Origin of the sequence: Rhizobium changzhiense (assembly GCF_013087625.1) — a bacterium.
Classification (GTDB): domain Bacteria; phylum Pseudomonadota; class Alphaproteobacteria; order Rhizobiales; family Rhizobiaceae; genus Rhizobium; species Rhizobium sophorae.
In genome coordinates, this window is record NZ_JABFCQ010000003.1 from 367,388 (window position 1) to 386,809 (window position 19,422).

At 59.5% G+C, this 19,422-nt stretch carries 20 protein-coding genes and 3 pseudogenes; 19 read left to right on the top strand and 4 right to left on the bottom strand.

Going from position 1 to position 19,422, the window contains the following annotated elements; translation table 11 throughout:
• Nucleotides 1-531, bottom strand: a complete 531-nt coding sequence (locus G9X68_RS16825) for a TadE/TadG family type IV pilus assembly protein (RefSeq protein ID WP_171603363.1) — start codon at nt 529-531, stop codon at nt 1-3.
• On the bottom strand, nt 528-1,889 hold the full coding sequence (locus tag G9X68_RS16830) for a TadE/TadG family type IV pilus assembly protein (protein WP_171603364.1): 1,362 nt from the start codon (nt 1,887-1,889) through the stop codon (nt 528-530). The genes G9X68_RS16825 and G9X68_RS16830 overlap by 4 nt, the downstream gene beginning before the upstream one ends.
• An 844-nt stretch (nt 1,890-2,733) precedes the next feature.
• Here G9X68_RS16830 and G9X68_RS16835 point away from each other — a divergent pair.
• Nucleotides 2,734-2,973: a hypothetical protein gene (locus G9X68_RS16835; protein WP_171603365.1), complete on the top strand. Its 240-nt coding sequence runs from the start codon at nt 2,734-2,736 to the stop codon at nt 2,971-2,973.
• A gap of 603 nt (nt 2,974-3,576) precedes the next feature.
• Here the strand turns inward: G9X68_RS16835 and G9X68_RS16840 are convergent.
• Nucleotides 3,577-3,930, bottom strand: coding sequence for a MarR family transcriptional regulator (locus tag G9X68_RS16840; protein ID WP_171603366.1), 354 nt, complete (start codon nt 3,928-3,930; stop codon nt 3,577-3,579).
• A gap of 91 nt (nt 3,931-4,021) precedes the next feature.
• Between G9X68_RS16840 and G9X68_RS16845 the strand changes: the two genes are divergently transcribed.
• From G9X68_RS16845 to virB11, 13 genes and pseudogenes are all read left to right on the top strand, one after another.
• Nucleotides 4,022-4,558, top strand: coding sequence for a hypothetical protein (locus G9X68_RS16845; protein WP_171603367.1), 537 nt, complete (start codon nt 4,022-4,024; stop codon nt 4,556-4,558).
• Between the two features lie 3 nt (nt 4,559-4,561).
• Nucleotides 4,562-5,218 (top strand): lysozyme family protein, encoded by a 657-nt coding sequence (locus tag G9X68_RS16850; RefSeq protein WP_171603368.1) that lies wholly within the window; start codon nt 4,562-4,564, stop codon nt 5,216-5,218.
• On the top strand, nt 5,215-5,514 hold the full coding sequence (locus tag G9X68_RS16855; protein WP_171603369.1) for a TrbC/VirB2 family protein: 300 nt from the start codon (nt 5,215-5,217) through the stop codon (nt 5,512-5,514). The genes G9X68_RS16850 and G9X68_RS16855 overlap by 4 nt, the downstream gene beginning before the upstream one ends.
• 5 nt (nt 5,515-5,519) lie before the next feature.
• On the top strand, nt 5,520-5,858 hold the full coding sequence (locus tag G9X68_RS16860) for a VirB3 family type IV secretion system protein (RefSeq protein WP_171603370.1): 339 nt from the start codon (nt 5,520-5,522) through the stop codon (nt 5,856-5,858).
• Entirely contained in the window at nt 5,851-8,217 is a 2,367-nt protein-coding gene (locus G9X68_RS16865) for a VirB4 family type IV secretion/conjugal transfer ATPase (protein ID WP_171603371.1), read from the top strand. Before G9X68_RS16860 ends, G9X68_RS16865 begins: the two co-directional genes overlap by 8 nt.
• Nucleotides 8,217-8,915, top strand: coding sequence for a P-type DNA transfer protein VirB5 (gene virB5 / locus G9X68_RS16870; RefSeq protein WP_171603372.1), 699 nt, complete (start codon nt 8,217-8,219; stop codon nt 8,913-8,915). The genes G9X68_RS16865 and virB5 overlap by 1 nt, the downstream gene beginning before the upstream one ends.
• Complete coding sequence (locus G9X68_RS16875; RefSeq protein ID WP_171603373.1) at nt 8,912-9,145, top strand: EexN family lipoprotein; 234 nt, start codon at nt 8,912-8,914, stop codon at nt 9,143-9,145. Before virB5 ends, G9X68_RS16875 begins: the two co-directional genes overlap by 4 nt.
• A 3-nt stretch (nt 9,146-9,148) precedes the next feature.
• Nucleotides 9,149-10,069, top strand: coding sequence for a TrbL/VirB6 family protein (locus tag G9X68_RS16880; protein WP_171603374.1), 921 nt, complete (start codon nt 9,149-9,151; stop codon nt 10,067-10,069).
• Nucleotides 10,070-10,121: 52 nt separating this feature from the next.
• Nucleotides 10,122-10,407: pseudogene (locus G9X68_RS16885) on the top strand (hypothetical protein).
• A gap of 1 nt (nt 10,408) precedes the next feature.
• Nucleotides 10,409-11,080 carry a VirB8 family type IV secretion system protein gene (locus G9X68_RS16890; protein ID WP_171603375.1) on the top strand — a complete coding sequence of 224 codons (672 nt, stop codon included), beginning with the start codon at nt 10,409-10,411 and terminating at the stop codon, nt 11,078-11,080.
• Complete coding sequence (virB9, locus tag G9X68_RS16895; protein ID WP_171603376.1) at nt 11,077-11,934, top strand: P-type conjugative transfer protein VirB9; 858 nt, start codon at nt 11,077-11,079, stop codon at nt 11,932-11,934. The genes G9X68_RS16890 and virB9 overlap by 4 nt, the downstream gene beginning before the upstream one ends.
• A 9-nt stretch (nt 11,935-11,943) precedes the next feature.
• Nucleotides 11,944-13,116 (top strand): annotated as a pseudogene (gene virB10 / locus G9X68_RS16900) (type IV secretion system protein VirB10).
• A 7-nt stretch (nt 13,117-13,123) separates the two neighbouring features.
• Nucleotides 13,124-14,164, top strand: a complete 1,041-nt coding sequence (virB11, locus tag G9X68_RS16905; protein ID WP_171603377.1) for a P-type DNA transfer ATPase VirB11 — start codon at nt 13,124-13,126, stop codon at nt 14,162-14,164.
• 53 nt (nt 14,165-14,217) lie between these two features.
• Here virB11 and G9X68_RS16910 read toward each other — a convergent pair whose 3' ends face one another.
• On the bottom strand, nt 14,218-15,963 hold the full coding sequence (locus G9X68_RS16910; RefSeq protein ID WP_244956176.1) for a sensor domain-containing protein: 1,746 nt from the start codon (nt 15,961-15,963) through the stop codon (nt 14,218-14,220).
• 452 nt (nt 15,964-16,415) lie between these two features.
• On the opposite strand from G9X68_RS16910, the pseudogene G9X68_RS32410 reads away from it, so the two are divergent.
• The 5 genes and pseudogenes from G9X68_RS32410 to G9X68_RS16930 form a co-directional block, all read left to right on the top strand.
• A pseudogene (locus tag G9X68_RS32410) lies at nt 16,416-16,604 on the top strand (hypothetical protein); the annotation flags it as partial.
• A gap of 179 nt (nt 16,605-16,783) precedes the next feature.
• Entirely contained in the window at nt 16,784-16,975 is a 192-nt protein-coding gene (locus G9X68_RS16915) for a CsbD family protein (protein WP_171603902.1), read from the top strand.
• A 70-nt stretch (nt 16,976-17,045) separates the two neighbouring features.
• The gene (locus G9X68_RS16920; protein ID WP_171603379.1) at nt 17,046-17,384 is read left to right on the top strand and encodes a hypothetical protein; all 339 of its coding nucleotides are present in this window, start codon (nt 17,046-17,048) and stop codon (nt 17,382-17,384) included.
• A gap of 233 nt (nt 17,385-17,617) precedes the next feature.
• On the top strand, nt 17,618-18,022 hold the full coding sequence (locus G9X68_RS16925) for a host attachment family protein (protein ID WP_112908184.1): 405 nt from the start codon (nt 17,618-17,620) through the stop codon (nt 18,020-18,022).
• 78 nt (nt 18,023-18,100) lie between these two features.
• Nucleotides 18,101-19,366 (top strand): cation:proton antiporter, encoded by a 1,266-nt coding sequence (locus tag G9X68_RS16930; RefSeq protein ID WP_171603380.1) that lies wholly within the window; start codon nt 18,101-18,103, stop codon nt 19,364-19,366.
• Nucleotides 19,367-19,422: the final 56 nt, after the last annotated feature.

Consider the following 19,422-nt stretch of genomic DNA (forward strand, 5'->3'; position numbering starts at 1 on the left):
TCAGAAAGGCTCGTTGCGGAACAGAACGGAAGATCCGAGCAGGTAGCGGCCGTCCGAAAGCTTGGCGCTCGACAGGCTGAAGAAATTGACGACGGCTGTCCATGGCAGGAATGTCTGAACCAGGATGTAGTCGCTGCCCTTGCCGATATCATAGGTCTCGGTCACAGTGAGATTGCCGCTGTCGTCGATGGGGTCGGTGCTGGTGGCCGAGGAGAGGTCGGAAAGCACGATCACCTTGACCAGCAGACCGCTGGAGCAGCTGAACGAGAGAAGCATGTCGTTGCAGATCCTGGCCTTGAAATCGGCCAGCGTGATGTTGGAGGACGCAACCTCGCCGGTGCGGATCATCCGGGAGATCTTGTGCACCGAAGCGTCCAGCGCCGAGTTGACGAAGAACATCAGCGACACTTCGATAATGCCGAATATCATGATGAAGAGCGGCAGCGCCAGGATTGCAAATTCGATCGCAGCGACCCCTTTGCGATCGCCGAGCAGGCGGCGCAACGATGCGAAGTGTTTCCCTCGCCTCATTGGGTCAGCCGGACGGATGCGAGATATTGGGTGAAAAGCGCCGACAGGCCTGCGGTAATCTCGGTCGACGAGGATGCGGATATGAACAGGCTCTTGGAAGATGCGCAGTCGGAAAGCGCATAGGGGATGTAGTCGCGTCTCGTGATGCTGTTCGACACGTCGCTATCAATGGTGCCGCCGTAGGTGCTCTTCCAGCTGGCGCTTGCCATGGTCGAGCCGACAGTGGCGTTGTAACCCCAGTCCGAGGTGATCGGCAGGTATTCGGTGTAAAGAACCGCCATGGTGGCGGACTGGTTTTTGACGTAGGCGCACCAATCCGGATTAAGCGGCGCCACCTTGTTCCAGTAGGCGCCATACGTGGCCTTTCCGTTTTTCCATGTCACCTTGTCGGTCACCCATTCGCGCTGCGACTGGACGCCGTCCGTCAGCAGGAGAACCAGCTTGAGCGGCGAGCCCGAGGAGGTTCCATCCCCGCCGGTGCCGACTTTCTGCTTGAGCGTCGCAAGCGACACGTCAAAATAGGTGGCTGCCTTCGAGGTCGCGCTGGTGAGGCCGTAACTTGCGTCCGCGAGGCGATTGCGCGCCGTGTCCGTGCTCAGCGTCGGGGTCAGAACTTCCGTGAGGGTATCGCCGAGGCTATACAATCCGACCTTGATGCGTTGATGATTGCTGTCGGACGTGTCGATCATGTCGAGCACGTCTCTGACGGCGTCACCTGCTACATCGGCGCGCAGCTTTATTTTTTTCTCCGTGCTGTATTCGTAATTGTTGGTGTATGTCTTGTTGCCGATTTTGTGTGCATCGCCCGTGTGGCAGGCGAACTGGCATCCGACGCCGGAATACATCGTCGCCTGTCCGGCCGTTGTCGCCGCCAGAAGCATCGACGGGGATGTGTCGATGACAATATAGACATTGAGATAGGATGTGGCCGGCCCCTTGACGGCGCTTGCAACGCTGACGTCAACGGTGTCGATGTTGGCGATCTTCATCAGCGTCGTCGGAACCGTGCCGCTGGCCGTCGCCGTGATCTTATGGTTTGACGTATCGATGTCGATATCGCCAAGCGTATAGCTGTTTTCCACCTGTGCGTGGAACCAGTCTGCAACCTTTTGCTTGAGAGCGACGGCGTCGTTGGTATCGATCTCTTTGACCGCCGCGATCAGGGCCGTGTCCAGGTCGCTCTGCATCCTCTGGCGGACATTGTAGGTACGAATGTAGTCAAAGCTTGCGCCAACTGCGACGATCATCGGCACCAGGGTGAGGGCAACGACAATCGCGACATTGCCGCTCCTGTCCCTTCCGAGACCGCGAAAGGCGTTGAAGACCCTGCCAATTGAAAATGAAAGACTCGAGCGCAATAATATCACCGTCAATAAGTCATACTAATGTGCAAGAAGTATCCGAAGTGCTTAAGCCTTTGTTAATTCCTGCGTTTTCCGATGGAATACCGACTGCCGACGCAATGTTTCGTGCGCAAATTGTATATGTCTGCGAATTATGGATAGCCGCGCGATGTGTATCAACTGTCTCACGCTGCTGGACTCGCTCCACGCCGTCGGCGTTCGGCGGACGGGGCTGACCAACCGCGGCGATCAGCACACCGAGCTAATGGTGGAATTGGATTTCCCTCATATCCCGGTCGTACTTGCCGCCGGCTGCGGCGAGCTTCCAGCATATACTGACCCAAGCATCCTCCGGTTGCCGAAGCCATTCACCCGGTTGCCACCTCCTCTCGACAATGAGCAACTCCGCCTTTAGGAAGAGGTCGGTTTCTGCACTAATCAATTCTGAACGGCGGGTCGGCTCCCTGTGGCGCGCTGGCTCGATCAGGCGTTTGGTCTATCAGTCCTGCGGATGATCGATGGGAGGCTTCTTCAAAAAAAGAGGCAAGAAAATTTCCAGCCGGCGACCTCCAAAATCTCCGCTCTTGGACCGGAACTTGAGTCACTTCTGCAAGGTAGCAACCTTCAAACGGGTTGCGGGACAAGCCGACTGACATCGAAATTCTCGTCGTAGAGGACAGATGCCGCCCTTGCTGAGAACGAGGTTGGACTTGCCGAAGATGTCCCTTCGCGGGCGAGTCCTCTGTACGACACGTTGCCGGCATGTCTGACCCTCCACTGATCGGGCGACGTGCAGCCCACGTTGCCCGTTGAAGGATTTCAGCACACTCCTAGATCTCACCGTTGAGAGGAGTTCGACATGGGTGGACGGCAGGTCGAGCCGGTGGTCGCGGTGGTTTCCGAGGCTGTCCGGCGGTGGTTCGAGTTCTACGAGGTCCCAGTCGACGAAAGAGCGTCCGACACGCTCTCCAGCGCGGCGATCAGTCTCTATGGTGACGGTTGCCAGACAGTCGATGATATCGCCACCATGCTAATTGGGACATATGTCGGTCTCTGGGCTACTCGGATCAACGCCCCTACGTCGGACGCTGTCCATTAGCTAAGCAATGCAGCTGGGCACCACTACACCACTTTAAGCGCCTGCCGCACGGCATCTTCAAACTGATGATGACTATTCGTCGTAGCGCTCTCTGCGCTGCTGGCAATGATGGCATGGAGGTCCCGCGGCATGATGTCTGCAGCCCGAACCATGCAATCGCACGTAATGTTCCCACCTTGTCGCACTGCTAAGCACGGCGCTCGAGCCAGAGCGGTCTAGGCATCTCATTGTTGTGGGGCGATGGTCGCGACTTTTCCCGCGGAGAGCAAATGCTCTCCTGTCGCTGCGGTTACCGCCGTCGTGTCCAGCGGGTTAGAAGGCCGCATACACATTTCTCTTGGAAGCCCAGCGCGTCACGGGGATGCTTCTTTGAAGAGTTTCCTCCGCGTAGGCGGACGCGACAGGGATGGTGAACATAGCGATATTGCGGTTTCTTGTTGTCGCCGGCGAATGAGCATCAAGCGCCAATGCGCCCGAACGATCACCTTCACCCTGCATATCATGACCCTGGCCCTGCGATGTCGACCAGTTCTCGCGGCTGCAGGGGTTGCGGTGATTTCTGAGCAACTGACAAGCAACCAAAATCATCACTTAAAACCGCTGTCATCCGGCAGCAAAAGAACTCAGTTTCTCCAGAAGCGCTTCTGAAATCTCGAACTGACGGGCCGTTCCACGTCCCATCGAATTCTTGACGATCGTCTCGTCCAGCATCCCCCGTTTGACCAGAAGATCGACCGTTTCCTTGACGCCACTGCGAGTTAATGCGGTAATTTCCATGATGCTGGAAAGGGTTAACTTCTGATGCGCCTGGTTCATGCTGTAGAGGATCGTCATCATGCCGACCTGCTTCAGTCTCGCCTGAGGCGTCTCGTCTTCGAGGGGATGATCGAGGATCTCATGCAGGATGAGACCTGAGAAGGCCAGGTTACGCCATTGGGTTGTGAGTGCTCTTGTCATGCTCTTTTACTGTGTTATATAAATCAGTATAGAAGCGGTTAGAGGCAAGCCACCTCTACCGCGATCAGATGTCCTCTGGAGGGTCGTACTCATGAAAAACCTTCTGCTCAACTCGGTCGTCGCGACCTGCTGCATATTGCCACCCTACCTTACTTCACCTGGCCAGGCGCAAGCAAATGAATGGGGCTGCGAGGTTATCCTGTGCCTTTCAAACCCAGGAGGTGCGACGCAGTTCGCGGCTTGCCGGCCGCCGATCCAGAAGCTGTGGCGAGAGCTTGCCGAGGGGCATCCGTTCCCGACATGCAGCGGCGTCGGCTTTAGCAGTTCCCGCCCGGGCTATGAGCCGTATTACTGCGAAACGGGTTACCGGCTGGAAAGCGACTATGGTCCGCGTGGGCAGGAAACTACCTGCGTGTCGACGTCCCTCCAGCCGGTGAGCGACGCATATTGCCCCAATGTTGGAGACTACAATTTCAACAAGGATTCGGTGCGGTCACCACGCTGGCAGCGGGAGGATGGGCGCCGCCAGTGCATGGGCTATTCGACGGCTCGCCCGAACGTGCGCCCGCAGCCCCACTATGTCGACGTCACTATCGACGGCGCGGCAACGCAGCGGGTCTGGTACTGAACGATGGCCGTCACCTTCGTGGATCTCGCGCAGAACTGCGCACCCGTGGTGGAGGTCAGAATGCTTGCCGCCGTCATCAGTCTCGAGAGCCGTTTCAAGCCCTTCGACATTCGTATCAACAGTGGCCCGCCGCTTGAGCGTCAACCCGCGTCGAAAGCGGAAGCCATTGAGCTCGCGACTTCGCTTGCCGCTGATCATCAGGACATCCAGATCGGCCTAGGCGGTATCGGCATGGAAGAATTGCGCAAGCTGAAGCTTTCGATTTCGGATGCGTTCGATCCCTGCCTGAACCTCAAGGCCACGGCCACTCTGCTCAACAGCTATTATCGCCTCGCACTGTATGCCGGCGCCGGTCCGAAGCAGGCCGAGAAGGTCATGCTCCAATCCTATTATGGCCGGAACGATCCGTCGGTCGGCAAGATGGTCAAATATGACGAGCAGGTCCGCGATGAAATGGTCCGCTTGTCTTCCAACCTAGCCTCTGTCGCCATCCAGCGCGAAGAAATTCCTCTTGCTGAACCGGCAGGCAACCGGGAGGCGCCAGCAATCACAAAATCCATTCCGCAGCCCGATGAAGCCGCATCGTGGGACGTCTTCAACGCCCGGCGGCAGAGCCAGGTTCTCGTATTTCAGAGTGAACGATCGGAGCAAAGCCAATGATCTCAACAGCAAGCCTTCGCCCTTTTGCGGCTCCCGCGTTGATGGCAGTCGCCATTGTCGCCTGCCTGGTAGAACCGGCTTTTGCCCAGGCAGCCGGTGTCGAAACCGTCTTGCAGAACATCGTCGACATGCTGACCGGCAACATCGCCCGGCTGCTTGCCGTCATCGCCGTCATCATCATCTGCATCGCCTGGATGTTCGGCTACATGGATCTGCGTCGCGCCGGCTTCTGGATCATCGGCATCGGCGGGATTTTCGGGGCGACGGAACTCGTCAATACGATCGTCGGAAGCTGATGAACATGCCGACAGCTGCCGCCATCGAGGAAGACACCCTGTTCCTTGCCTGCACCCGCCCGGCGATGATTGCCGGCGTGACGATGGAGGCGATGGGCGTCAACGTCATGCTGACGACGATACTTTACATCACTGCGGGATCGATCGCCTACGCACTGGTCGGCGTCGTCTTTCATTTCATATTCCGGACACTCGTCAAGCACGACCACAACATGTTCCGGATCCTGATCTCGTGGATCGACACTCGCGGCCGGTCACGCAACACCGCCTATTGGGGCGGCGCCAGCTTGTCGCCGCTGACGCTCATCCGGCACTATGATGAAAGGGATCTGAGCCTTGCCTAGCATCGCAACGCTTCGCTCACGCGAACTCGGCCCCGAAACCTTCATTCCGCACGTCCGCCATGTCGACGAGACAACGATCGCGCTGAAGTCCAGGGCGCTGATGGTGATGCTCGCACTCGATGGCGTATCCTTCGAAACCGCCGATGTCCTGGACCTGAACAGCCTGCACCGCGACCTCAATACGCTCTACCGCAACATCGCCGACGAGCGGTTGGCGCTGTGGACACATGTCATTCGCCGTCGCGACAACGCCTATCCGGACGGAGAGTTCGCCAATCCATTCTCACTGGCGCTGAACGCAAAGTACCGCGAACGCATGATCGATGAGGATCTGTTTCGAAACGATCTTTACCTCTCGCTGGTCTGGCATCCGGGCCGGGATCCCGCCGAAAGAGCCGCCAATCTTGTTTCGCGCCTGCGCAGGGCAGGCCGCGCCGGCGTCGAAGTCGACGAGGATGGCTTGAAGCACCTGAAGGACAAGGTATCCGACGTCACCGCGGGCCTGAAGCGCTTCGAGCCTCGAGTGCTCTCCCTTTACGAGCAGGACGACATCCTCTTTTCCGAACCAAGCGAGGTGCTGCATCAGATCGTTGGCGGCCGGCGGGAGCGCGTCCCGTTGACGGAGGGCAGGATATCTTCGGCGATCTATTCGGATCGGGTGATCGTCGGGCGGGAAACCATCGAGATCCGCCATGAGGCCGACAGCCGCTATGCCGGCATCTTCGGGTTCAAGGAGTATCCGGCGACGACCCGCGACGGCATGCTCGACGGCATCCTGACGGCCCCCTTCGAGCTCATCCTGACGCAGTCTTTCGCCTTTGTCTCGAAAGCCGACGCGCGCACGATCATGGGGCGCAAACAGAACCAGATGGTGAGCGCCGGCGACAAGGCGGCCTCGCAGATCGAAGAGCTCGGCGAAGCCATGGACGATCTGGAGTCGAACCGCTTCGTACTTGGCGAGCACCATCTGGCGCTGTCGGTGCTTGCGCCTTCGGTGAAGGAGCTTAGCGACCACATGGCGAAAGCACGGGCATACCTCACCAATGGCGGTGCGGTGGTCGCCCGCGAGGATCTCGGGCTCGAGGCGGCCTGGTGGGGGCAGTTGCCGGGCAACTTCCGCTATCGGGCACGATCAGGCGCCATCACCTCGCGAAATTTTGCAGCTCTCTCTCCCTATCATTCCTACCCGACAGGCAGGAAGGACGGGAACGAATGGGGACCGGCCGTTGCGATGCTGAAGACTGCCTCCGGCTCGCCCTTCTATTTCAGCTTCCATCATAGCGACCTTGGCAACACGTTCGTCTGCGGGCCGTCGGGCACCGGCAAGACAGTGCTGTTGAACTTCATGCTCTCCCAGCTCGAAAAACATGATCCCCACATGGTCTTCTTCGACAAGGATCGCGGCGCCGACCTGTTCGTCCGGGCCGCGGGCGGCACTTACCTGCCGCTTCGAAACGGTGTTGCCACCGGCTGCGCGCCGCTAAAGGCACTCGAGCTCACGGCGGAAAACAAAGTGTTCCTCACAGGCTGGGTTGGCAGGCTGGTGGGAGCGGCGACGCGGGAACTGACCGTCACCGAGCTGCGTGACATCGCCTCGGCCGTCGACGGTCTGGCGGACCTTCCTGTCGAGCGCCGCTCCATTGGCGCCTTGCGCACCTTCCTCAACAACACCGATCCCGAGGGCATCGCCGCCCGGCTGAGGCGGTGGGAAAGGGGAGGTCCGCTCGGCTGGGTGTTCGACAACGACACCGACGACATCGGCATCGGTGCGAAGTTCATCGGCTACGACATGACCGACTTCCTCGACAACGAGGAAATTCGCGCTCCGCTGATGGCCTACCTGTTCTTCCGCATCGAGCAGCTGATCGACGGGCGGCGCATCATCATCGTCATCGACGAGTTCTGGAAGGCCCTGCAGGACGAAGGCTTCCGCGATCTCGCCCAGAACAAGCTGAAGACGATCCGCAAACAGAACGGGCTGATGTTGTTTGCGACCCAAAGCCCGCGCGATGCGATCGTCTCGCCGATCGCCCATACGATCATCGAGCAGTGCCCGACGCAGATCTTCCTACCCAATCCGCGCGGCGACCACGCCGATTATGTCGACGGGTTCAAATTGACGGAGCGCGAGTTCGAGCTTCTCTCCCGCGAGCTTTCGGTCGAGAGCCGACGCTTTATCGTCAAGCAGGGTCACAACAGTGTTGTCGCCGAACTGAACCTCAGGGGTTTCGATGACGAGCTCGACATCCTGTCTGGCCGCACCGCCAGCGTTGAACTCGCCGAGGCGATCCGGGCGGAGATCGGCGACAGGCTCGAAGACTGGTTACCGGTGTTTCAGCAAAGAAGGAGAACGGATTGATGCAAAGGGTCAGAATAGGATTTTCTCTGGTGATGATGGCTGGACTGTTGCCGGTTGCAACGGCATTCGCACAGGGCATTCCGGTCATCGATCAGACCGCGATCGCCAAGCAGATCGAAAGCATCACCCAGCTGAAATCGCAGCTCGACACGCTCAATCAACAGCTTCAGCAGGCACAACAGCTTTACGCATCGCTGAACAAGGTCACCAACATGGCCGATGTCGCCGGTCTGCTGAACGACCCTTCGATCCGCAAGGCGTTGCCGCAGGACTTCAACGCCATCGAAGGGCTGCTCAAAGGCTCCGGCACCGGCGTCTTCGGCACCTCCGCCTCGAAATTCCTTGAGAATAATTCCACCTATCGCACCGATGCCAATGACTTCTATGCCCAGGAACTGGCGCGCGCCCAGAACCAGAATGCCGGCCAGATGAGCCTCGGCCAGCAGATCTACGATGCCGCCACCAAGCGCATCGACGGCATCGATCAGCTGCGCCAGCAGATCTCCAGTGCTGCGGATGCCAAGGATATCGCCGATCTTCAGGCACGCCTGCAAGCTGAAACCGCCTTCCTGCAAACGGACGTGCTGCGCATGCAGGCCCTGCAGATGGTCCAGCAGGCTGAGGTTCAGGTCGACGACCAGCGCAAGGCCGAGGATTGGCGCAAGCGCCTCGATGCCATGGGAGAGGCTCTCAAATGAAACATATCCTGCTTGGCATCGTCATGCCCACCCTTTCTGGCTGCTTCGGCGAGGAAGACAGGATCTACACTGTCGACGGGCTGATGGCTGATGAGGTCCTGCTGGCCAAGATCATAAGCGAATGCTGCAACAACCCGGGCGCCTTGCGTCAGACGCCCAATTGTCAAAACGCCGCGGTGGCGGACTGGAAGTTGCGGCTTGAACGCATGAACAGGGCGCTTGGAGGCTGAGTGATGTACCAGGTCTTCAGCTTCGTCGACGGCCAGTTCAAGGCGCCGCTGGAAAATTTCATCTCGTCGGGCACCTCGAACATTGCCAGCTGGATCGGCGGCCCGCTCACCGCGGCGCTGACGCTCTATGTCGTGCTCTATGGTTACCTTGTCCTGCGGGGCTCGGTTCAGGAGCCCATTCTTGAATTCGCATTTCGGGCGATGAAACTTGCCATCATCGTCATGCTGGTGCGCAACGCCAGCGACTATCAGACCTACGTCACCAACATCTTCTTCGAGACGCTGCCGCGCGAGATCTCGCAGGCGCTGAACTCGGGGACGGCGCCCAGCGCTTCCACATTCGACAGCCTCCTCGACAAGGGCCAGAAATGTGCCCAGGACATCTGGGCGCGCGCCACCTGGCCCGCCGACATCGTCAACGGCATCGGCGGAATGATGGCCATCGGCGCGAGCTTCACCGTGGCGGCGATCGGTTATATCGTCTCGCTCTATGCCCGGCTGGCGCTCGCCATCGTGCTGGCGATCGGCCCGATCTTCGTCGCGCTGGCGATGTTCCAGTCCACCCGTCGATTTACCGAATCCTGGATCGGTCAGCTCGCCAATTTCGTCATTCTGCAGGTCCTGGTCGTTGCGATCGGTTCACTGCTGATCAGCTGTATCGACACGACCTTCACGGCAGTCGAAAGCTATACCGACGTCATGATGCGTCCGGTCGCCCTTTGCGCCATCTGCCTTGCTGCCCTTTACGTCTTCTATCAACTGCCCGGCATTGCCTCAGCGCTTGCGGCGGGCGGGGCATCGCTGACCTACGGCTATGGTGCGGCCCGAGACGCGCACGAAGGCATGCTCGCCTGGGCGGCCTCGCATGGTGCCAGAGCGATTGGCCGCGGCGCCCGTTCCGCCGGCCGTCGTCTCAGATCTTGAAGAACCGGATGACGACTTCTCCACGACAAACGTTTCAGAGGTTTGCGTTCAAATGATCCGCATCATCGTCACGCTTTTCATTGCCATGGAGCTCACTGGCTGCGCATCGAAGTCCCATCCTTTGCCCAGATGCGATGGTTATTCGCGCCGGCCGCTCAACCGCTACATGTGGCAATGGGAGGACACCAAGCCCACGAAGCAGGACGACTCCGACGCTCTTCCCGGCGACGGCGACCGGCCAGGTGTCTTCCTATGGTGAAGAGCCGCTGACGGAGAAACCTGTCGCCTTCGCGCATTTCGATGCCGCGGGTTCCTATCGGCCGTGCCAGGAGGGGTGAGATGGTGAGTACGGACAGTCTGAAGAGCTATTTCGACAAGGCGCGCCGCTTCGACCAGGATCGGCTGGTCCAGGTGGAGCGGTCGGCGCGCATCGCCTGGTCCGTCGCGATCGCCGCAAGCGTGCTCGCCGCCGCCTCGATCGTCGCCGTTGCCGGCCTCACGCCCTTGAAGACGGTCGAGCCTTTCGTGGTTCGGGTTGACAATTCGACCGGCATCGTCGACGTCGTCTCGGCGCTGACGTCGACTGCCGGCAGCTACGACGAGGCGGTGACCAAGTATTTCGCCGCCAAGTATGTGCGTGCACGGGAAGCCTATGTCTGGAGCGAGGCCGAGGAGAATTTTCGGACGGTCGCCTTGCTGTCGACCCAGCCGGAGCAGACGCGCTTTGCGGCGATCTACCGAGGCGGCAATCCGGACTCTCCGCAGAATATCTATGGCCGCGGCGCGACGGCACGCGTCAACATCGTCTCGATCTCGCTGATCAACGCCAATGTCGCTTCAGTGCGCTATACCAGGACGGTCACGCGTGGCGACGACGTCCGGACCACCCACTGGGTGGCGACGCTCACCTTCTCCTATGTCAACGCGCCGATGTCTTCGACCGACCGGCTGACCAATCCGCTTGGTTTTGCCGTCAGCGACTATCGCGCCGATCCGGAGGCCATCAATTGAAGCAGAGTTTCCTCCTCACCCTGACGGTGACCGCAGGCCTCACCACGACCGCCTTGGCTCTCGATATCCCGCGTGGCGCATCACAGGATAGCCGCGTCCGTTTCATCGACTACCAGCCCTACAACATCACCAAGATCGTCGGCACATTGCGGTCCTCGGTGCAGATAGAGTTTGCCGCCGACGAGGAAATCGCCCACGTGGCGCTCGGCAACAGCGTTGCGTGGGAAGTGGCGCCGGCCGGCAATATCCTGTTTTTAAAACCCCGGGAAAACCAGCCGGTGACCAACATCTCGGTCGTGACGACCCGGCGGGACGGCTCGACGCGCAGCTACCAGATGGAGCTGACGGTGCGCGACGGCACCGTCGAAGCCGGGCAGAACACCTACTTCTATGTGAAGTATCGCTATCCCGCCGACGAGGCCGAACGCCGGAGGCTCGATGCCGCTGCTCGAGCGCAAGCAACTCAAGCCGGCGAGGCTGACAAGGTTCTTGCTCTCCACGAGGCCTACGGGCCACGCAACTGGCGCTATTCGGCGCAAGGCTCCGCGGCACTTGAACCGCAGGCCGTCTACGACAATGGCAAGGTCACCACCTTCGCTTTTGCCGGCAACCAGGAAATGCCGGCGATCTACATGGAAAATTCCGACGGCAGCGAGAGCCTCGTGCCGAAGTCCGTCGACAACAATCTGGTGCTGGTGCACGCGATCAGCCGCAAGTTCATCCTGCGCAGGGGAGGCGACGTCCTCTGCGTCTTCAACGAGGCCTATGATCGTATCGGCATCAATCCCGACACGAACACGACCTCACCCTCTGTCGAGCGCGTCGTCAAGACGCGGGATGGCCCAGAAGAATAGGAGGACGTCATGGCCGAGGAAGACAGCATCCACATTCCTGGTGAGCGCGCCGAAACGACCACTGGTCGGGGCCTCGAGAACAACCCGACCCTGAAACGTGGTGCGGTGGCGCTGGCAATCGTCGCCTTCGTCGGCTTTGCGCTCTGGTCGATGCGCGGCTAGGAGAAGACCGCCGACGGAACCCAGCCCGAGCGCGTCGTCATCCGGCAGACATCGGATTTCGAGCCGGCGAAGGAGCCGATCCAACCAGTCGCCGCGCCACCGGAAACCCTCCTGCCGACGCCAGGAATGCCCGAGCAGGCGGGCGAGGATGAGAAGCTTCTCGACGCTGCCCGCCGCGCACCGGTCATCGCCTATGGTGGAGAAAAGTCCCCCCAGCCTCATCCTCGAGACCAGGGTGCCAGCACCGATGCCGCTTCGAACTACGTTCCGCTTGGGAACAATCAGGGCGGTCTCGGTGGCCAGGCGGAAAACGAGGACCAGCGCTTCAATCGCATGCTGACACCGACGCAGCTGCAGGGCTCGCGCGCCGGCACGCTTGGCAATCGGGATTTCATTGTTGCCATGGGCACCTCGATTCCATGCGCCCTGGAGACGGCACTCTCCTCCGATCAACCCGGATTTACGAGCTGTGTGATCAACCGCGACGTCCTGTCGGACAACGGCCGGGTCGTGTTGATGGAGAAGGGCACGCAGGTCGTCGGCGAATATCGTGGCGGCCTTCGCCGTGGCCAGAAACGCCTGTTTGTCCTCTGGAACCGGGCAAAAACGCCGAAGGGGGTGATCATCACCCTGGCATCGCCGGCGACAGATGCTCTCGGGCGTGCCGGTGTCGATGGCTACGTCGATACCCATTGGTGGGAGCGTTTCGGCAGCGCGATCCTGTTGTCCATCGTCGGCGACGCGACCTCCTACGCCAACAGCCAGCTGCAGGATAGCGATGTCGAGGCAGACAACACGACGAGCGCCGGCAAGCAGGCCGCGACCATCGCCGTCGAGCAGTCGATCAATATTCCGCCGACACTGTTGAAGCATCAAGGAGAGCTGGTCTCGATCTTCGTGGCACGTGATCTCGACTTCTCGAGCGTGTATCGGCTTCGCGTGACGGAACCGCGCAACCGCATCTACGATCGGGCGGTTCTTGGCGACTTCCGTCAAGCCTCGACCCCGGTCACGAAATAGCCGGGCCATGACAGAGGGAGCCGACTCCGGCGTCGTGCGCGAGTTGCTGGTACCGTTGTCGCCTTTTCTCCGCGACAAGACCCTCTACGAGATCATCGTCAATTGGCCGACCCAGGTGGTCACCGAGGGCACGGCCGGGTGGCAAACCCATGATCTGCCGGAGCTGTCATTCGAAAAGCTGATGCGTCTGGCGCGGGCCGTTGCCAGCTATTCCAACCAGTCGATCGACGAAACCCGGCCCATTCTCTCGGCAACGCTGCCGGGCGACGAGCGGATTCAAATCGTCATACCGCCCGCCACGACAAAGGGAACCGTCAGCATCACGATCAGAAAGCCGTCCTCGGTGTCGCTGAGCCTGAACGATCTTGATCAAGGGGGCTTGTTCGCCGACGTGGCAAGGCAAGAGGCTGACATCTCCTCGGTCGACCGTAGGCTCCTGGAGTTCTATCGCACAGGGTCCTACCAGGCCTTTCTTCGAGAGGCCGTCTACGCACGCAAGAACATCATCATCTCGGGGGCGACAGGATCCGGCAAGACGACGCTTTCGAAAGCCTTGATTCGTCATATCCCGTCGAGCGAACGCATCATCTCGATCGAGGACACGCCGGAGCTCGTCATCCCGCAACCGAACCATGTCCGACTTTTCTATTCCAAGGGCGGCCAAGGGCTGGCAAAGGTCGGGGCGAAGGATCTGCTCGAATCCTGCCTGCGCATGCGACCGGATCGCATTCTTCTGCAGGAGCTGCGCGACGGCACCGCGTTCTACTACATTCGCAACGTGAACTCAGGCCATCCTGGCTCGATCACGACCGTGCACGCCGACTCGGCCAGGCTCGTATTCGAACAGCTGACACTGATGGTGAAGGAGTCCGAAGGCGGGCGGGACCTGGAGCGACACGACATAGGTGAGATGTTGAAGATCGCGATCGACGTCATCGTCCAATGCAAACGCATCGATGGTCGGTTTCGGGTGACTGAAATCTACTATCGAGCCGCTGCGGGAACCAAGACCGTCGATGCTGCTCGCAGCGATCGTCAAAGCTGCTGACGCCGTGGTTCCCACACGCCAGGACTGACGAGGTGCCTACTTTAGGGCGTGGCCTAGTCCGAATGAACGCCGGTGCCTTGCCGACCCACCGGCGCCGCGGATGCTGCCTTCTGCTCGATGAGACTCAAGACCGCGCTGAACGGCATAGGTCGCCCGTAGAGGTAGCCTTGACCACATGGGCAACCCAAGGCCACCAGAGCCTCCTCCTGTTCGCGGGTTTCAATGCCTTCCGCGACCGTCTCCAGTCCCATGTCCCGGCTCAGGCTAATCAGTGCCCGTGTGATCGCAGCATCGTTCGGTCTGCTGCGGATCTGCTGGATGAATCCGCGATCGATCTTCAGCGTCGTCAGCGGATAGCGCTGCAACGAACTGAGGGAAGCATATCCCGTTCCAAAGTCGTCGAAGGCGATGCCAACGCCAAGTTCCCGCAGGGCCGTCATCGCCTCCAGCGAGCGGTCGTCGTCCGCAAGTGCAATCGTTTCGGTGACTTCGAGCTCCAGTCCCTCTGGTGCAAGGGAATGCCTTTGAAGTGCACTGGCCACTTTTTGGATGAGATTGGGTGCGCGCAGCTGCCCCGGGAAGAGATTGACGCCGATCCTGATTTTGTACCCTGACGCCTGCAGTTCGCTGGCGCGCTTTGCGGCTTCGTCAAGCGTCCACCAGCCAATATCCAAAGCCAGCGCGCTCTGATCGAGAGCAGGAAGAAAGGCTGCGGGCGTCAGCAGGCCCCGAATGGGATGATGCCAGCGGATCAAGGCTTCGAGCCCGATGATCTTTCCGTCGGAGAGCTTTACCTGGGGCTGATAGAAGAGCTCCAGTTCACCTTGACGCATCGCGGCAAGCAGTTCGTCCCGCAGTTCGCGACGCGCCGACGTCTCGCTCCGCATGGTGGCGTCATACATCCGGATCGATTGTCCCCCTGCGGCTTTCGCTCGATACAGCGCGTAGTCGGCACTGGCAATCAGCTCTTCGGCTTCCACCCCGTGGGTCGGTGAAAGAGCAAAGCCAATGCTAGTGCCGAGTTCCAGAACATGTCCGCCCAGTTCAAACGGCTTTGCAAATGCCTGGAGGATTGCATCGGCTTGTGCATAAACGGCGCGGGGGTCGCTTACACCCTGCAACAGCACCGCAAATTCGTCGCCGCCGATGCGGGCTATATTGGCATCGGGGCGCAGCATGTTTGGGAGCCTGACACCGATGGCCTGCAAAAGACAATCGCCGACGAGATGTCCGTGCGTGTCGTTGACTTCCTTGAAGCCATCCAGGTCCAAGAGAATGATGGCGGCAGCGTGTCCTGCAGCGAGCGTATCGGCAAGCAGCGCGGAAAAGCGATGACGATTGAGCAGTCCAGTCAGGGTATCCTGGCTCGCCAGTCGCAACAGGCGCCCCTCCCGCTCCCGTCGCTCCGAAATATCGGTGATGACGGCACCCGCACAGAACCCGCGTTTGCCGCGCCAGGTTGATAGGGTGATCTCGATCGGAAACTCCGTGCCATCCTTCTTGACCGCCGACACCTCGACTGGCCTGCCGCCGAGATTTGGCTTTTGCCCCGCAGACACCTTTTGCAGCCCTGCCATATGCGCGCCCCGCATCCGCTCGGGGATGATGATGGTGATAGGCTTTCCGATCATCTCTCCCTTGCTGTAACCGAACAGCGCGCACGCGGACGGATTGACGAACTCGATATCCCCGTGGCTGTCGATCGAGATCAGCGACAATTTCGTCGCCTCGGCAAATTTCGCCACCGTGAACGGTATGCGCCGCTTCGACCTGCTCAATGAAGATGACCTAGTTGCCATGAGTGCCTCGTGCATCGTACCGGGCCTGGTTTCCAAATCGTCACCGTTGGAACTCCGCTCAGCCAAGCACAATCAAGATGGATTGTATGCGTGAACATTGATTTAAGTTGCGCGCATGCCGCTCGCAGAAAGTGTAGAAAAGCGCGACCCGAGAGTGGCACGTAGTACCTCGCTCGAGATTGTTCCGCTCGATGAATATTGGCCGATGTAAAACGCCATCAGCGCGTTGTCCTCAGAGTCAGCCAGGGCCGCGACGACCATGTTACCTGCAAAACCGAGACATCGCCGCGATTTACATCGAGGCGATGTCGATGACGTTCACCCGTCCACTTTGGCTTCGTCCCTCGCAATGGTTTCGTGAAACTATCTCAGGCCCCTCTCATTGCTACCCAACCTTGTGGTCCGTCGGGGGATCTGGGTAGCTCTAGCCGATAGAAAGCACCCTCTGCGGAAAGGTCTGTTTTGAAACAGGCGCGATGTCGAGCTGGCTGTGGCACGAACTCAAGCGGATCGATCTCCCTGTCGCCAGCGATGACCTTTCCTCACCACCGCTGAACGTCGTCTGCGTCGATGCCCGGCATGCTAAAGCCGCATTGTCGGTGCGGATGAACAAGAGCGATGAAAACGATGCTCGCGGTCTCCCGTGTCCTGCGCTGGAGCGATCCCCGTCAAGCTGATCGCTGGGGGTATCAGGTGATGTCTCGCCTGCTGACTTCCCCTTGCACGGCTTCAAATGAGCAATCGTTGCGGAGGGGCGTTCACGCGTGGAACGAATAGCGGTTCCATGGCTTTTCATTTCAGCAAAACGAAGGAGATGATTATGGGAAGCAGTGCAGACAAGATCAAGGGCACGACGAACGAAGTCGCCGGCAAGACGCGGCAGGCCGTGGGCAAAGCCGTTGATAATCACGAGGAACAGGCAAAGGGTGCCCTACAAGAAGCCAAGGGCAAGGCCCAGGTTGCCAAGGGAAACGTCAAGGATGCCGTGAAAAAGGTCGTCGATAAGGCATAGCGACATTCGAGCACTCAAGTTCACTTAAGCCCGCGCTGGTCGCGGGCTTTTTTTCACGAAAGAAACGACCATGAAATGTGTAGCACTCGCCGTTGCGGCCGTCCTTGTCGGTCTTCTCGCAGAAAACGCATCTGCCCAGGCTGCTGAGGATCCGGCAGTCAACGCCTGCAAGAACACAGGCCTTCTCGCCCTTCGGGAGCGTTCGCCGGAGATCACCGATCTTGTCATGGACATGGAAAGCCTCGCCATCAGCAAGTCTGATACTAAAGTCGAGGATGTGGCCGTGAAGACCGTCATTCTTGGAGAGGCCTACATCGCCCGGAAGGAAAAGACCGGAAAGCCGGACAGGTTCGTATGCTTGCTCGGCGACAAGGGCAAGGTCCTGCTGACGTTCTTCACCGCCCAGTAGCGCGTCAGCGAGCCCACCAATATGGCGGGAAGCTAGAACGATCGGAAAGGGTGCGTGTCCTCGTTTTGCGGCATATGGTGCGGGCGATGTGGCGACGTGCTTGGCCGGGAGAACCAATTCACGTCGAAAAGCCACAATCGCCGTCTCTAGTACTTCTTCGCGGAAAACGCGACGTTCTCGTCGTTCGCGAAATTCCTCGTGAAGCGGCTCGAGCCAACTTCATGGGAAATCCAATGATACTTCCGCAAGGTACAGTCGTCGCCGTGACCGACGGTGAGAAACTAGACCTCTATCGCAACACCGGGACTGGCTCCGAACTCAGTCTAACCGCGCTGCCTGACATTTCCATAGACGACGAAGCCAAAGGCTCGGGCGGTCGCCACGGAAGCACTTCGGCGAACCCGGATGAAAGCCAGATGGCGGAAGACGGATTTTCCGCTGGTGTCGCCCAATACCTCAACAAGCAGGTGTTGGAGGGCGGGATTGTCAATCTCGTGGTCATTTCGGCGCCGCGTTCACTGGGCGAACTGCGAAAGCATTATCACAAGTTCCTTTCCGCCAAACTGCTTCTGGAAATCCCCAAGGATCTGACGGGCCACTCTGCCCAGGATGTCGAAAAAGCTGTGCAGTCAGCTTGAAACCGTTTGTCCTCGGCACATTCGCGATACGATCCCGGGACCTCAGCAAGAATTGAATCATCGGCAAGGGCAGAGTGAATGGATTTGTATATCGTCACTCTGACCATCCTCGGTGTTGTCGTCCTTCTTACGGCCTGGTTGCCCCTGATAATGAGAAGGCTCCCATTGTCGCTTCCAATCGCATGCCTGGCCATTGGTGCACTGCTTGCATGGTCGCCGTTCCCACTTCTCCCGCGCTTCAATCCACTGGAAAACCGTGAATTTACTGAGCGGATGACCGAGATTGTCGTCATCGTCGCTTTGATGGGTGCGGGGTTGAAACTCGACCGTCCGATCGGATGGAAACGGTGGATGACGACGTGGCGGCTTCTCGGCGTAGCCATGCCGCTGACGATCGGCACTCTGGCATTCCTCGGGTCATGGATACTGGGTCTCGGAGTGGCGTCTGCTGTTTTGCTCGGGGCTTGCCTTGCCCCGACCGATCCGGTGCTCGCCAGTGACGTGCAGGTCGGGCCACCACAAACGGGTGAGGAGGACGAGGTCCGCTTTGCTTTGACATCCGAAGCCGGCCTGAACGACGGCCTGAGTTTCCCGTTCGTCCACCTTGCCATCGCCCTGGCGCTTGCCGCGAAAGAGGGGACGGTTCTTTTGCAGCATTGGGCATTTCTGGATGTGTTCTGGAGACTGGCTGCGGGCGTCGTCGTGGGATGGGCGCTGGGAAAGGCCTTCGGTTTTTTATCGTTCAGGATGAGAGGAAGCAGCCTCGCGAAGACGCAGGATGGCTTCGTTGCACTGGGGATGACCTTCACCACGTACGGGCTGACGCAACTGGTTGGTGGCTACGGCTTTGTCGCCGTCTTCCTTGCGGCCGTCGCATTCAGGGCGAGTGAACGGGACCATGATTTTCATGAGCAACTGCATGATTTCGCCGAGCAAATAGAACGATTGCTAATGATGGTTCTACTGGTCTGCCTCGGTTCGATCGCGGCAAGCGGTCAGCTACTCGGGGGAATTGATTGGCGGGTCGCGGTCGTCGCCTTCCTGGCGATCGTATGTGTCCGTCCGATCATCGGCTGGCTGAGTCTGATCGGCTCCGGACATCCGCCAGGCGAAAGCCTGATCATCGCTGTGTTTGGCATCAGGGGCCTGGGATCGATCTACTACCTGGCATACGCAACGGGCCAAGCCGAGTTCGAGCGTGTCGAGACCGTCTGGGCAACGGTCCTCCTTATCGTTCTCACGTCAATCGTTGTCCACGGTGTCGCAGTCACCCCGGCGATGAGATGGATCGACGGCCGAAGGTCCCGCGCCCGCCGAAAGCACACGGCGCACGCTGTCGATTAAACGGTCAGCGAAGAGCGGAAACCGCAGAGCGGTGAACGCTCCACAACCGGGCACGC

Coding starts and splice junctions, on each gene's coding strand:
- G9X68_RS16835 (WP_171603365.1), top strand. CDS start 2,734: ATGGGTGGACGGCAGGTCGAGCCGGTGGTCGCGGTGGTTTCCGAGGCT.
- G9X68_RS16880 (WP_171603374.1), top strand. CDS start 9,149: ATGTACCAGGTCTTCAGCTTCGTCGACGGCCAGTTCAAGGCGCCGCTG.
- G9X68_RS16925 (WP_112908184.1), top strand. CDS start 17,618: ATGATACTTCCGCAAGGTACAGTCGTCGCCGTGACCGACGGTGAGAAA.
- virB5 (WP_171603372.1), top strand. CDS start 8,217: ATGCAAAGGGTCAGAATAGGATTTTCTCTGGTGATGATGGCTGGACTG.
- G9X68_RS16910 (WP_244956176.1), bottom strand. CDS start 15,963: ATGGCAACTAGGTCATCTTCATTGAGCAGGTCGAAGCGGCGCATACCG.
- G9X68_RS16845 (WP_171603367.1), top strand. CDS start 4,022: ATGAAAAACCTTCTGCTCAACTCGGTCGTCGCGACCTGCTGCATATTG.
- G9X68_RS16875 (WP_171603373.1), top strand. CDS start 8,912: ATGAAACATATCCTGCTTGGCATCGTCATGCCCACCCTTTCTGGCTGC.
- G9X68_RS16840 (WP_171603366.1), bottom strand. CDS start 3,930: ATGACAAGAGCACTCACAACCCAATGGCGTAACCTGGCCTTCTCAGGT.
- G9X68_RS16860 (WP_171603370.1), top strand. CDS start 5,520: ATGCCGACAGCTGCCGCCATCGAGGAAGACACCCTGTTCCTTGCCTGC.
- virB11 (WP_171603377.1), top strand. CDS start 13,124: ATGACAGAGGGAGCCGACTCCGGCGTCGTGCGCGAGTTGCTGGTACCG.
- G9X68_RS16890 (WP_171603375.1), top strand. CDS start 10,409: ATGGTGAGTACGGACAGTCTGAAGAGCTATTTCGACAAGGCGCGCCGC.
- G9X68_RS16920 (WP_171603379.1), top strand. CDS start 17,046: ATGAAATGTGTAGCACTCGCCGTTGCGGCCGTCCTTGTCGGTCTTCTC.
- G9X68_RS16855 (WP_171603369.1), top strand. CDS start 5,215: ATGATCTCAACAGCAAGCCTTCGCCCTTTTGCGGCTCCCGCGTTGATG.
- G9X68_RS16850 (WP_171603368.1), top strand. CDS start 4,562: ATGGCCGTCACCTTCGTGGATCTCGCGCAGAACTGCGCACCCGTGGTG.
- G9X68_RS16930 (WP_171603380.1), top strand. CDS start 18,101: ATGGATTTGTATATCGTCACTCTGACCATCCTCGGTGTTGTCGTCCTT.
- G9X68_RS16915 (WP_171603902.1), top strand. CDS start 16,784: ATGGGAAGCAGTGCAGACAAGATCAAGGGCACGACGAACGAAGTCGCC.
- G9X68_RS16825 (WP_171603363.1), bottom strand. CDS start 531: ATGAGGCGAGGGAAACACTTCGCATCGTTGCGCCGCCTGCTCGGCGAT.